We start from the raw sequence: 11799 nt of genomic DNA, 5'->3' as shown, positions 1-11799 counted from the left end.
TGCCGGGCGCACATGAAAAAAACCTGACAGCTGTCAGGTTTTTATTGTTCATCTTCATTTTTCCTCTGAATCTCTCGCAAAACTTCTATGCGGTTCTCATCTTCTTCAAAAAACTGCACCAAATCACCAACCCGGTCAATAGCATCCCAGCTCAGGTGGTGTTCAATCCCTTCAACATCCTCATAAATATTTTCTTCTTTTACTCCGATTATGCGAAGGAGCTGTTCCAGCAGTTCGTGGCGGTACACAAGTCTTTTGCCGATTTTTTTGCCTTTTGGCGTCAATATCAGCCCCCTGTATTTTTCATATACAAGATATTCATCTTTATCAAGCTTTTGTACCATTTTTGTTACAGAAGAAGGATGTACCGACAAGGCCTCGGCAATATCGGAAACCCGCGCATATCCCTTATCTTCAATTAACATATATATCTGTTCAATATAATCTTCCATACTCGGTGTTGGCATTTCGCAACCTCCTGCCAAATAGAAAAGCGCAGAGCGCCTGCCTATCGGCGACCAGCTTAAGACAAGCGCTGGCAGAAGGCGTTCTTTGCCTTCAGAAGCGATTGGCTTAAGACCTCGAGCCGATGGCGCTCGGAGCTAGACAGCATTTTTTGAAAAGCGCAAGCGCCTTGCCCACCCCCGACAAGCACAAGACGAGCCGCCCGGGAAGGCGTTCTTTGCCTTGCTGGGAGGATTGCCCGAAATGTGGAGGCGACTGTACAGGGACGACAGGCATAAGACGGTACCTGTAAGAAGGTGTTTTTTCCTTCTGAAAGGAAACGGATTATGACCCGAGTCCCTAGGAGCCGCAACAAGAAAAGCTTGTGACCTCAAGGGGGTAGGCGCTGGAGCTAGACAGTTTTCGAAGTTCTAAGTTCACTTTTATATTGTATTAGAAAAGCGCAGAGCGCCCTGTAAACTTTCAACCATTACATATCTCTTTAAGAAATGGTTCTGTAAAACGTGTGTTGATTTCCGCTTGAATTAACACAGGGTGCCAAATCAATGTAACTTTAACATAACCTAATAAGTATAAGACTTTAACGATTTTACTACAGTTGCGAAAGGGAGACAAGGCAATATGTCACATAGAGCCAAATTTAGGCCTTTTGCGGGAAGACAAATTTAATTCTATTTTCCTGTCCATCCCATGATAATTTGGCAGAAAAGGTTTTATCTTTTCCTTTGCTAGTAAAGCCTTCCACTAATTCTGTCTCTCCATCTTTTAGCAGCTGTTTAAGAATTTTTTGGGTAATTCCCTTGCCCATAATTTTTTTGGAAATAGTAAAACCACATTTGGTTTTATTGTAATTAGAGCAGCCGTAAAAACTGCCTTTATCAACAACTCTTCCATCGCATTGCTTGCATTGCCCCAAATTGACTGCCCTTTTTTGTTTGAACTTACCTGGAGTAAAGCCCTCTTTATCTTCTTCGGAGAATGTCCATTTTCCGGCATTGTTAACAGAGGAGTCAATGAGGTGACTAATCATTTTATTCGTTTGGTCCATGAATTGTTTTGGCGAAGCTGCCCCATCTGATATATCCTTAAGCCTTTGCTCCCATTTTGCTGTCATCTCTGGGGAAGCCAGGATTTCAGAGCCAATGGCTTCTATCAGGATTTTTGCTTTGGGATTTGCATAGACCAGGTTCTTTTTTATATCAATATATTTGCGGTCTTTAAGCATCGTAATAATTCCGGCCCTTGTGGCTTCTGTTCCCAGACCTTCTGTTTTCATTAATACTTTTTCGAGTTCTTTGTCTTCGATTTGCTTTCCGGCTGTTTTCATAAGTGTAATTAGCTGTCCTTCTGTATAGCGCTTTGGCGGCTGTGTTTTGCTTTCTTTAACATTAGCCTTAACCACGGTACCATTATCACCTGCCTGCAATGAAGGCAGAACAGGCTCATTTTCCTTCTCCTGCTGAGTAATCACTTTTCGCCAGCCTTCTTCCAGCTGGACCTTCCCTTTTGATAGAAATAAAGCTCTGCCATCAACAAGGGTTTTAATAGTTGTATATTCGGTTACAGCTTTTCCATAATGGGCAGCAATTAAGCTCCTCATGATAAGGTCATAAAGAATTTTTTCATCCGATGATAACTTTTGCAGATCGGGGACTTGTTCGGTCGGAATGATTGCGTAATGGTCTGTTACCTTTTTATCATTTACATACCGTTTATTTTGCATAATCGAGCTTACAGGCAGAGGAAATAGATCCTTGTACTCTTCCTTCGCTTCCATTTTCCTGAGAATTTCAGGGAACATTTCCGCTTCCCCCTCTGTCACATGCCTGGAATCGGAACGAGGATAGGATACAAAGCCTTTTTGATAAAGCTTTTGCAAGACGTCAAGCGTCTTTTTTGGAGGGAATTTAAATCGGCGGTTGGCTTCTGCCTGCAACGCAGATAAGTTATAGAGCAACGGCGGCAGGAACTCTTTCTTTTCTGCCTGGACATCTTCTACTTGAGCATCTTTATTCTGACAAAAAGCCGCTATTTTTTCGGCGAGCTCCTTTGTTTTAATTCGTGTTTCACCATCATTTTCCCACTTGCCCGTATATTTTTTTCCATCCATATTAAATTGGGCTGTAACCTCCCAAAATGGTTCGGATACAAAATTTTGAATCTCATTTTCTCTTTTTACAATTAAGGCAAGTGTTGGAGTCTGAACCCTTCCTACTGAAAAAACATCTGAGAAGCCCTGCTGCTGAAGAAGCAGGCTATACAGGCGCGACGCATTCATTCCAACCACCCAGTCAGCACACGCTCTCGTATAGGCTTCATAATAAAGATTCCGAGTATCGCTTTCATCGAGAAGAGCAAGAAACCCTTCCCTGATTGCTTTGGGTGTTAATGAAGAAATCCACAGTCTTTTCATTGGCACTCTCGATCCGGTCAGCCTTAGGATATTTCTGATAATAAGCTCACCCTCACGTCCTGCATCTCCCGCATGAATGACTTCAGCCAAACTTGGACTCGAGAGAAGCTGTTTTATAATATTAAATTGCTTTGCTTTATCTTTTGTGACTTCGTATTGGAACTGCTCAGGGATTATGGGCAATGCGTTAAGAGACCGTTTTTTCCATTCCCTATCATATTTCTCAGGAGAAGAAAGCTGGCAAAGGTGCCCTACAGCCCAGGTTACATACGCCCCCTGGGGAAATATATCATTTGGGAAGATTTCAATATATCCCTGATGTTTCTTCATTTTAAAAATAGAAGCCAGCGTTAATCCCTGGTCGGGTTTCTCCGCGATAATCAGTTTCATAATTTAGCTCCCTTGCTTAATAGAACAAAATATAGATATCTATTTTAATATTAACCTAAAAAATTAGCAAAGAGAGCAAAAATACGATTACATGGGAAAATTTTTTCAAAATTTAAGGAGAACCCCTTGAGGGATTCTCCTTACTCTCCTTATCTTTTCAGTACAAAGCTTGTTGCGGCTGGATCTTTATACGTGTCCATAGTATCAGGATAATCCATTTCTGCTGAGTGAATTTCATAAATGAAAGCGTTTTCATAATGCGAAAGAATCGGGACTTGTAACCTTTTCCTGATGTTAAAGGTAACCCTCAGAAAAAATCGGCTTTCGCCGATCATCCTTCTTTTTTATACGGTTTTATAGTAAGGTTCTTCTGGATGTACCATTTATTTTCTGTAACAATGTTGGAGACTGTCAATATCATCGATGGGATTTTTTCAACATTAAATACAATGATGCCTAATTGGTCATTCATAATGATAAATGAATCCCCATGCGGAAAAAAAGGAAGCTCACTGCCAAGCTGAAGGATTGAACTGATTATGGCCTGCTTTTCTTCCGCTTCAATTTGGATATTGGGTGAAAACCTCAAGATCCAATCCTGATTCTCAATGGAAAACCGGTACATATCCTCACCCTTTAAAAAACAATATAATTAATAATAAATATGAAAAAAACAATTAAATATGATATCTAAACATTGTAAAAAATTATTGAAAACCTAAGAATGAATACAGATTTTTAAATATTTAAAATATTTTATTGTTTTTTGTAAAATTATGCTTGTATTCCTTGACGGAAAGTGCCCATTCGTGTATATTATAATCATCATTTAACAGAATATATTTCCGTTATTTCAAAAAATATCTGCTCTATGTTTTGTTAGGTGGTAATATTCATCTAAGGCACCATAAGTGTCTTGAAAGGCTTAGGAGGAAAATTAAACATGCAAAACGGTAAAGTAAAATGGTTCAATAATGAAAAAGGTTTCGGTTTCATCGAAGTTGAAGGCGGAGACGATGTATTCGTACACTTCACAGCTATCCAAGGCGACGGTTTCAAATCTTTAGAAGAAGGCCAAGAAGTTTCTTTCGAAATCGTTGAAGGAAACCGCGGACCTCAAGCTGCAAACGTTGTAAAACTATAATTCAAATATAACAGTAATAAGGCTGGCATCTGCCAGCCTTTTATTTTGTCCGCAAACCCGCCAGAAGTCAGTTCAGCTTACTTCCGATTGATTTGATTTTTTCGCCTACCGTACATTCAGATATGCAAAATCGATGGGCGTATCTGCGCCCCTTTTCCTCTTTGTGGTGTTTGTGAAGAAAACAGCCTTTGCAATAGTTGGCCATCAGGTCCTCCACTTGATTGAATATTTCCTTTCTGCTCAAATTTTTCACGCCTTCCTTGTTTCCAATTATATGACCTGCATTCTGCTGTTAATGAATTTCCCTTGGAGTGCCTGGCTGGCCAACTTATCCGCTTCTTTGTTCTCGTTACGCGGAATGGGAGTATATCTTGGAAGAATGCCAAGCTTTTTAATCTTTTCCTCAATCCGGTCAAGCCAGCGATTAAGGTTTTCTTCATAACATGGCCATTCACCTTCAAGCTGTTTCAGTACCACCTGGGAATCTCCCTTGAACTCACAGGTCATATGATGAACACCCATCTCCTCAAGAAGGTTTACTGTAAAATAAATGGCAGCATATTCTGCTTCATTATTATTATCCATTTCATCAAAAAGTTCATTTGCTCTTACACGGTATTTCTTTTTGCCCTGTTTAAAGTAAATCACTGCTCCAAGTCCTGCCTGGTTTGTATCTTTATTAAATCCTCCGTCAAAAAATACGGTAATATCATGCGGATCCTCTTCTACTTCCGTTAACAGCTTCCGCATTTCCTTGGTACTCCATGAAGTACCAATTTCATCATAGTAGATAATGTCTTTTCCTTTTCCGGACCTTTCAATATCTTCTCCCACTTGCAAAGCTAATTCCCCGTCAATCCAGTCTGAAGCAAAATGAACATCTTCATTCCCTTTTAGTTTATATTTCCATTCCACTTTATATTTCATTTATTTTCAGCCTTTCTGTACTTTTTTAGCTGTGGTCACCTTTATTAAAAACTGTTTGCAATAGCCGAATCTCTTATTCTTTACTCAACTTGGTACTATTCGAGTATATTTCAAGCTATAATGGTCAATGACAATCAAATAGACATTGCGGTTCGGAAACTCCCGCATTATCAAAACTAGGAGGAAAACGATGTTTAATGAATGGTTTGGATTATTCTTTGCACTTGTCAATTTTATATTAGTTCTGGTCATGTACCGCCTTTTTGGAAAAACAGGCTTGTTTGTTTGGATTGGTTTTTCAACGGTAATAGCCAATCTTCAGGTAGTTAAAACAGTTGAAATGTTTGGCCTTACTGCTACGCTGGGGAACGCCATGTACGGAACTGCTTTTTTAGTTACGGATATTCTGAATGAAAAGTACGGCAAAGACGAAGCAAAAAAAGCAGTTTGGCTTGGTTTTTTTACACTCTTGGCCATGACCCTCATTATGCAGATGGTCCTATTGTTCAAGCCGCATGAAACAGATTTTGCACAGGAGGCTCTTAGCACCATTTTTTCCATCCTCCCCCGCATAGCGGCGGGAAGCCTGGCTGCATATTTAGTCAGCCAACTGACCGATGTTTATATCTTTACCTATTTGAAAAAGAAATTCCCAAAAGAAAACCAATTCTGGATACGGAATAATGGCAGCACCATGTTAAGCCAATTATTAGATACGCTTATTTTTACCAGTATTGCTTTCCTTGGCGTATTTCCGATGGATGATTGGATTCAAATATTCTTCACGACGTATATCCTAAAATTTTTGATAGCCCTACTTGATACCCCATTTGGATATATAGCCAAACGGTTTCCGGTAAAATAAGACCAAATGATTAAAGGATGCCCAAAATGGTATCCTTTTTCTGCTATATAACGGATTTTTATGATAAACTACACTTAGTTTACCCTATTGCAGTGTTAAATAAAGAGCAGCACTACTCTCTAAACACATTACCAATGAAAAGTCGGGGAGGCAAAGCAATGATTGAAGTATTTATAGATGGAGCCAGTGCCGGAAACCCTGGTCCAAGCGGTGCAGGTATTTTTATAAAAAATAACGGAGAAGTTCAGCGCTTCTCGATTCCATTGGGTGAAATGGAAAATCACGAAGCAGAATACCGTGCATTTTTAAAAGCCCTGGAAATATGTATTGAGAAGGGCTATAAAGTTGTATCCTTCCGGACGGACTCACAGCTTGTCAATCGCGCTGTCGAAAAGGAATTTGTGAAAAATAAAAAATTTGCCCCTCTGCTTGAAGAAGCATTGAAACTTACAAGGCAATTTGATTTATTTTTTATGAAATGGGTGCCAAGTTCGGATAATAAGTCAGCTGATGAATTAGCCCGTGCTGCCATCCGGGAAAATAAAACGAAAGGGCAAGATAAATGATGACCAGATCAACAATCTTCGCTGATATAAGCCTTTTGCTCGTTGCCTTGGTTTGGGGCTCCACCTTTGTTCTCGTGCAAAATGCTATTGCTTTTTTAGAACCATTCTCCTTTAATGGTGTACGCTTTTTCCTTGCAGCCCTTCTGCTCGGAGGATGGCTCATTCTTTTCGAAAGAAAACAGCTGATGCTGTTAAATAAGAGACTGCTGGCTTCAGGTGCTATTATGGGCCTTTTTTTATTTGTTGGCTACGCGTTCCAGACAGTGGGACTGCTGTATACTACTTCATCAAAAGCTGGTTTCATAACCGGTTTAAGCGTAGTGATGGTTCCCGTATTTTCTTTCATGCTTATAAAAATCAAGCCGGGAATTAATGCCATTGCAGGTGTCTCAATTGCAACTGCAGGACTATACCTGCTGACAATGACTGATAAAGTCTCGCTGAATATTGGAGATGCACTTGTATTTATATGTGCAGTAGGTTTTGCCCTTCATATCATTTTTACAGGCAAATACAGCAGCAAATATCCTGCCCTGCTGTTGACTGTCATTCAAGTAGCCACTGTAGCTCTGTTATCGATGATTTTTGCACTTTTCACAGAGAACTGGCAGCAGGCATTCCAGCCTGATATTTTGTTTAAGTCTAATGTGCTGGGAGCTCTGATTGTGACTTCGCTTTTTGCAACAGCCATCGCTTTCTTTGCACAGACAACTTTTCAAAAATATACAACCCCAACAAGAGTTGCCCTGATTTTTGCTATGGAACCAGTTTTTGCAGCAGCAACCGGTTTTATATGGGCAAATGAAAGGCTATCTTATAGTGCAGTGATTGGCTGTCTGCTTATTTTTGCGGGAATGATTTTTGCAGAAATCCCTGCCAAGAAAAATTTTTTCATCTTAAAGAAAAAAGCTGCCTCCTGATTGGAATCAATGCAAAAGGCGTGTTCTCAAGTGTACACGCCTTTTTAAATAATTAACTTTTCTTTTACAAACTTTATTGCTTCACGCCTGCTGCTGATGTCATTCGCAACCAGCGTTTCCAGTAATGATACATAGAAACTGCCGTCAAATGATTTCTGTGCTTTTAACGTTAATTCAATTGCTGCATTTGCAAGCTCATCTGAAGCATCTGTGTAATTTTTGCCAAAGTAAATGAAGCCAATTGCATCTTCACGTAATTGAAAACCTTTACTTTGCAAAAAGTGCAAATATTCTTCAACTGTCTTCACAAACCTTCCCCTCTTCCCCTGCTCCCTTTGTTTCCTCCTAAATCTTACCTGAATTTTCGACAATTATCTACCTTTTTCTGCAGGAAGCAGGCAGGGGTTGTCCATCTTTGGAAATTGGATAGAAGGCGGTTTCACGATATGTCGTGTCTATTTATTTTTTCTTTGTAAGAAGATAGCCAAGCGTACCTGTAAGCACTCCAAGAAGAGCTCCTCCTAAAACCTCGGCAGGCTGATGGCCAAGCATCTCCTTTAGCTTCTTTGGGCCTTCCTCTTCAAACTTTACTGTCTCATCTTTGTGGATCTTATCAACAAGCTCGCCAAGGCTGTTTACCTTTAATGTAAGCTCACCAGTCTGGCGCCTGATTCCCTGTGCATCATACATTACGATCAAACCGTATACAAGCGAGAGAGCAAAATCAACAGTCGGAACTCCCCGCTTTAATGCAATAAAAGTCGTTAAGGAAGAAACACCTGCCGAATGGGAACTCGGCATTCCGCCTGTCTGGAAAAATAAATCCGGACGAAGCTCTCCTTCTTTAACATAATGGATGGGAATCTTCAGCCCCTGAGCCAACCCTATACTTAACAGAGCTATATAAACTCCTTTATTCATTTCAGACTCACCTCTTTTATATTGTGAAGTATGCAGGTTGTTATTATTCCTCCAGAAAATGCTGATTAGAGCATCTTTTTATTGTGAAATAAACCAGCATAAATGCGTATAGCATCAGTTGCTAATTTGTACCCCTCATGGAAATGATTAAAACACAAAGACTTAAACAATAATAAGGTTATCAAAATCGGCAATGATTTTTTAAAGGAGGTGAACCCACTTGAGCAAAAATGGACATACAAACAGAGGAAAGAAAGCTCCGGGTGTAAACCCTCAAGGATACGGGCAGGATGCGGAATTCGCAGAAGAGCCGAAGAGCAAGCTGGAGAATGCTGCGAAAAAGAAAAATACAAAATAATGCAGAAGAGGCCGCCTTGTGAAGGCGGCTTTTGTTCGGCGGATTTTGTGTAACCATTACTGATGCCGGATGGGAGCTTAGGCGCGGGATTAGCTCATATCCAAAACAAAAACTCCATGCCTCAGCCTGGAGTTCTCATATTAAGCATATTCTTTTTTCAAATCAAGAAAGCGGTGAAGTCCGCGAAATTCAATTTCGGTGAATTTTTCGATTACCTTTTCCCGGTTCATAGTAAATTGGGCAAGGTCCAGTGGACATTCAACAGGAACATCGCATTTTATTTCTGCAAGCTGTCTGCTCAGGTGGAGCATCTCAAGATCCTTTTCAATTTTAGTGCGCTGGCCATTTGTCAGCTGCTCCAGGTTTTCAAGGACGCCTTCAATATGCTCATACTGCTGAAGGAGCTTTAAGGCTGTTTTTTCACCAATCCCTTTTACACCAGGATAGTTATCGCTTGTATCACCCATGAAAGCTTTTAAGTCGATCATCTGCTTTGGTGAAATGCCTTTTTCTTCATAGAAGGTTTCGCTTGTATGAACCAGGTAATTGCCGTACCCTTTTTGCAATAAAACAACCGAAATATGTTCATCCAAAAGCTGCAGGATATCCTGGTCTCCAGTAAGGATTAGCACATCTGCTTCCTGGCTTGCCTTTTTTGCGATCGTTCCAATGCAATCATCAGCTTCATACCCTTCTAACCCGATATTTGGAACATCGAAAGCTTCGACAACATCCTTTACAAGATCAAATTGTGGCACAAGCTCAATTGGAGCTTCTGGGCGGTTTGCTTTATATCCATTGAACATTTCTGTCCGGAATGTTTTGCTTCCCATATCCCAGCAGACAGCCACATGAGTAGGGCTGAATGAAGAAACAGCTGTTAAGAAGTGTTTTACAAAACCGTAGACTCCATTTGTAGGAATTCCTTTTGAATTTATCATAAATTGGCCGGAGACAGCGGTGGCAAAATAAGCTCTGAATAATAGCGCCATCCCGTCTACAAGCAGCAGTGAAGGTTTGTTTTCGTTCATTTCTTCGCCTCCCGGTTATAATCGTATCTACTATTATAACATGGGAAACACCCACATTCCCTTGAAAAGTTTTACAATACTATTCAGTTTCCCTTATCAATTCAACACCATGCTCTTCAAGTTCAAAATAGGTCGCGATTCTGGCCTTGCGGATATTATCATTCAATAGATAGGAGTAGCTTGTTCCGTCATTAAACGTAAAAATCAGTTTATCATCTGACATAATACCCATTTCATTTTTGACCGTTTGCCTCGCTTGTTTTATTTCTGTCCATGTATAGTGCTTCTCCTCCAAACTGAACAATGGATTAAAGTGAACCCCGTTTTTATCGATGTAATGGTAATAGTCAAAGCTAAGTATTAATGTGGCCAGCGAAGCAGTAAATCCAATGCCGACAATCATTTTCCCAAGCTTGCCGAATTTTTCTGCGCTGTGAAGCCAAACCCCTGCAATCATAAAAACCCCTACTGCTACCAGTGCAAAACTAAATGTTAAGTAAGCGGATTTAGGGGCTTCGAATACCCATGTTCCAGTTACTCTGTAAAACTGTGCCTGGAATGGGGAAAGCAAAAAAATGGGAACAAAGATGGCAGAAAGAATAAGTATTATGGCGGTGGTTACCAATATTTGATTCATATCAGTTTTTTGCTTTTTTGTTATCGTATAACCTGAAGTATTCATTTAAGACCTCCAATTATTTGAATATATGAAACCTTTTAAATTATATAATATTTACCACAGTAAAAAAATCCCTTTTTAAAAAGGGATTTCTCTATTTTTCGACAGTTTCTATCTCATTATCCTCATATGATATCCAGTCACTAAAGCTTCCTGCATATAATTTTACATTGCTATAGCCGGCTTCAATCAAAGCAAGAAAGTTTGGTGCTGCAGTGACTCCTGATCCGCAATAGACAATAACCGGCTTGTTTTTGTCGATTTCTGCAAACCTTTTCTCCTGGTCTTGTATATCATGAAATCTGCCATTTTCATAAGCCTCAAGCCAAACTTTATTGATTGCCCCTGGAATGTGGCCTGCTTTTTTGTCGATTGGCTCTTCAAGCCCCAAGTAGCGTTTCGCTTCCCTTGAATCGATTAATACTGCTCCACCGTAGTTTTCTGACTGACTTTTAACCTCTTCATAAGGAGCAAGGATATCATGCTGGAGCTCAATGTTAAAAATAGCAGGTTCATAGCTTTGTATTTCATTACTTACGGGATATTCGCCGTTAATCCATTCTTTATATCCGCCGTTTAGGATATAGACTTTTTCATGTCCCAAATAGCGGAGCAGCCACCAGAACCGTGAAGCAAAAGCCCCTTCCCCTCCGTCATATGCAACAACGGTTGTTTCCCGGCTGATTCCCGCCTTCTCAAGTGCATGTTTAAGCTGCTCCAGATCTGGCAGTGGATGCCTTCCACCGTGCTCTTTTACCTTGCCTGAGAGATCTTTCTCAAGGTCAAAATAAATCGCATTTGGAATATGATTTAAAGAATATAAGCTGTGTCCCTCTTTAGGAGAACCGAGTTTAAACCGGCAATCTGCAATTCTTACATCTGAATCATTGAGTTTGTTTAGAAGCCATTCCTTTTCGATTACATACTTCATCCCAGATTCTCCCCTTTTCTTTTTTCCATCAGCCGGACTACATGTTCCTTTGGAGTCCAGCAGTTAAATTGATAATCAGGTTTCGTTTCATAGCCAAGCCTGCTGCAAAAATAATACATTCCATCTTTTCGCTTTTGAGTTTTAAAATTAATACAGGTGGCACAAGCATGAAAAGAATTCTTCTCCATA

Annotated in this window: 16 protein-coding genes; 5 read left to right on the top strand and 11 right to left on the bottom strand. The window is 40.1% G+C overall.

Annotation, left to right across the window (positions count from 1 at the left end; translation table 11 throughout):
• Positions 1-41: 41 nt before the first annotated feature.
• The 3 genes from mntR to J7I93_RS18215 all read right to left on the bottom strand — a co-directional run bounded on the left by mntR (position 42) and on the right by J7I93_RS18215 (position 3893).
• Positions 42-467, bottom strand: coding sequence for a transcriptional regulator MntR (gene mntR / locus J7I93_RS18225; protein WP_214727341.1), 426 nt, complete (start codon positions 465-467; stop codon positions 42-44).
• Positions 468-1105: 638 nt separating this feature from the next.
• Complete coding sequence (locus J7I93_RS18220) at positions 1106-3268, bottom strand: DNA topoisomerase III (RefSeq protein WP_214727340.1); 2163 nt, start codon at positions 3266-3268, stop codon at positions 1106-1108.
• A gap of 331 nt (positions 3269-3599) precedes the next feature.
• The gene (locus tag J7I93_RS18215) at positions 3600-3893 is read right to left on the bottom strand and encodes a hypothetical protein (RefSeq protein WP_214727339.1); all 294 of its coding nucleotides are present in this window, start codon (positions 3891-3893) and stop codon (positions 3600-3602) included.
• Between the two features lie 318 nt (positions 3894-4211).
• Here J7I93_RS18215 and cspD point away from each other — a divergent pair, with 318 nt between their 5' ends.
• A complete protein-coding gene (gene cspD, locus J7I93_RS18210; protein WP_009791749.1) occupies positions 4212-4412 on the top strand; it encodes a cold-shock protein CspD in 201 nt (66 codons plus the stop codon).
• A gap of 67 nt (positions 4413-4479) precedes the next feature.
• Here the strand turns inward: cspD and J7I93_RS18205 are convergent, their stop codons facing one another.
• Positions 4480-4656, bottom strand: coding sequence for a zinc-finger domain-containing protein (locus tag J7I93_RS18205; protein ID WP_214727337.1), 177 nt, complete (start codon positions 4654-4656; stop codon positions 4480-4482).
• 26 nt (positions 4657-4682) lie between these two features.
• Complete coding sequence (locus J7I93_RS18200; protein WP_214727335.1) at positions 4683-5339, bottom strand: ribonuclease H family protein; 657 nt, start codon at positions 5337-5339, stop codon at positions 4683-4685.
• A gap of 190 nt (positions 5340-5529) precedes the next feature.
• On the opposite strand from J7I93_RS18200, the gene J7I93_RS18195 reads away from it, so the two are divergent.
• The 3 genes from J7I93_RS18195 (at position 5530) to J7I93_RS18185 (ending at position 7690) form a co-directional block, all read left to right on the top strand.
• Complete coding sequence (locus tag J7I93_RS18195) at positions 5530-6204, top strand: queuosine precursor transporter (protein WP_214727333.1); 675 nt, start codon at positions 5530-5532, stop codon at positions 6202-6204.
• A 158-nt stretch (positions 6205-6362) separates the two neighbouring features.
• Positions 6363-6770, top strand: coding sequence for a reverse transcriptase-like protein (locus J7I93_RS18190; RefSeq protein ID WP_214727332.1), 408 nt, complete (start codon positions 6363-6365; stop codon positions 6768-6770).
• Positions 6770-7690 (top strand): DMT family transporter, encoded by a 921-nt coding sequence (locus J7I93_RS18185; RefSeq protein ID WP_214727348.1) that lies wholly within the window; start codon positions 6770-6772, stop codon positions 7688-7690. The genes J7I93_RS18190 and J7I93_RS18185 overlap by 1 nt, the downstream gene beginning before the upstream one ends.
• Positions 7691-7734: 44 nt before the next feature.
• Here J7I93_RS18185 and J7I93_RS18180 read toward each other — a convergent pair whose 3' ends face one another.
• On the bottom strand, positions 7735-7998 hold the full coding sequence (locus tag J7I93_RS18180; RefSeq protein WP_214727331.1) for a DUF6123 family protein: 264 nt from the start codon (positions 7996-7998) through the stop codon (positions 7735-7737).
• A gap of 151 nt (positions 7999-8149) precedes the next feature.
• Positions 8150-8611 (bottom strand): divergent PAP2 family protein, encoded by a 462-nt coding sequence (locus J7I93_RS18175; RefSeq protein WP_110064153.1) that lies wholly within the window; start codon positions 8609-8611, stop codon positions 8150-8152.
• Between the two features lie 220 nt (positions 8612-8831).
• Here J7I93_RS18175 and sspL point away from each other — a divergent pair, with 220 nt between their 5' ends.
• Positions 8832-8969, top strand: a complete 138-nt coding sequence (gene sspL / locus J7I93_RS18170; protein WP_026581140.1) for a small, acid-soluble spore protein L — start codon at positions 8832-8834, stop codon at positions 8967-8969.
• Between the two features lie 140 nt (positions 8970-9109).
• Here sspL and J7I93_RS18165 read toward each other — a convergent pair whose 3' ends face one another.
• The 4 genes from J7I93_RS18165 to J7I93_RS18150 form a co-directional block, all read right to left on the bottom strand.
• Entirely contained in the window at positions 9110-10000 is an 891-nt protein-coding gene (locus tag J7I93_RS18165) for a 5'-3' exonuclease (RefSeq protein ID WP_214727330.1), read from the bottom strand.
• Positions 10001-10079: 79 nt separating this feature from the next.
• Entirely contained in the window at positions 10080-10682 is a 603-nt protein-coding gene (locus J7I93_RS18160; protein WP_214727329.1) for a hypothetical protein, read from the bottom strand.
• A 91-nt stretch (positions 10683-10773) separates the two neighbouring features.
• The gene (locus J7I93_RS18155) at positions 10774-11610 is read right to left on the bottom strand and encodes a sulfurtransferase (RefSeq protein ID WP_214727328.1); all 837 of its coding nucleotides are present in this window, start codon (positions 11608-11610) and stop codon (positions 10774-10776) included.
• Complete coding sequence (locus tag J7I93_RS18150) at positions 11607-11798, bottom strand: hypothetical protein (RefSeq protein WP_214727347.1); 192 nt, start codon at positions 11796-11798, stop codon at positions 11607-11609. Before J7I93_RS18150 ends, J7I93_RS18155 begins: the two co-directional genes overlap by 4 nt.
• Position 11799 lies beyond the last annotated feature (1 nt).

The sequence above is a fragment of the Bacillus sp. ISL-47 genome, from assembly GCF_018613175.1.
GTDB lineage: Bacteria > Bacillota > Bacilli > Bacillales > Cytobacillaceae > Cytobacillus.
This window is presented reverse-complemented; position numbering and strand designations above follow the sequence as displayed.

What these genes read in the sequence shown, in the direction of transcription:
- J7I93_RS18150 (WP_214727347.1), bottom strand. Translation starts at nt 11,798, where the DNA reads ATGGAGAAGAATTCTTTTCATGCTTGTGCCACCTGTATTAATTTTAAA.
- J7I93_RS18200 (WP_214727335.1), bottom strand. Translation starts at nt 5,339, where the DNA reads ATGAAATATAAAGTGGAATGGAAATATAAACTAAAAGGGAATGAAGAT.
- J7I93_RS18165 (WP_214727330.1), bottom strand. Translation starts at nt 10,000, where the DNA reads ATGAACGAAAACAAACCTTCACTGCTGCTTGTAGACGGGATGGCGCTA.
- J7I93_RS18220 (WP_214727340.1), bottom strand. Translation starts at nt 3,268, where the DNA reads ATGAAACTGATTATCGCGGAGAAACCCGACCAGGGATTAACGCTGGCT.
- mntR (WP_214727341.1), bottom strand. Translation starts at nt 467, where the DNA reads ATGCCAACACCGAGTATGGAAGATTATATTGAACAGATATATATGTTA.
- J7I93_RS18160 (WP_214727329.1), bottom strand. Translation starts at nt 10,682, where the DNA reads ATGAATACTTCAGGTTATACGATAACAAAAAAGCAAAAAACTGATATG.
- J7I93_RS18215 (WP_214727339.1), bottom strand. Translation starts at nt 3,893, where the DNA reads ATGTACCGGTTTTCCATTGAGAATCAGGATTGGATCTTGAGGTTTTCA.
- J7I93_RS18185 (WP_214727348.1), top strand. Translation starts at nt 6,770, where the DNA reads ATGACCAGATCAACAATCTTCGCTGATATAAGCCTTTTGCTCGTTGCC.
- J7I93_RS18155 (WP_214727328.1), bottom strand. Translation starts at nt 11,610, where the DNA reads ATGAAGTATGTAATCGAAAAGGAATGGCTTCTAAACAAACTCAATGAT.
- J7I93_RS18175 (WP_110064153.1), bottom strand. Translation starts at nt 8,611, where the DNA reads ATGAATAAAGGAGTTTATATAGCTCTGTTAAGTATAGGGTTGGCTCAG.
- J7I93_RS18195 (WP_214727333.1), top strand. Translation starts at nt 5,530, where the DNA reads ATGTTTAATGAATGGTTTGGATTATTCTTTGCACTTGTCAATTTTATA.
- J7I93_RS18190 (WP_214727332.1), top strand. Translation starts at nt 6,363, where the DNA reads ATGATTGAAGTATTTATAGATGGAGCCAGTGCCGGAAACCCTGGTCCA.
- cspD (WP_009791749.1), top strand. Translation starts at nt 4,212, where the DNA reads ATGCAAAACGGTAAAGTAAAATGGTTCAATAATGAAAAAGGTTTCGGT.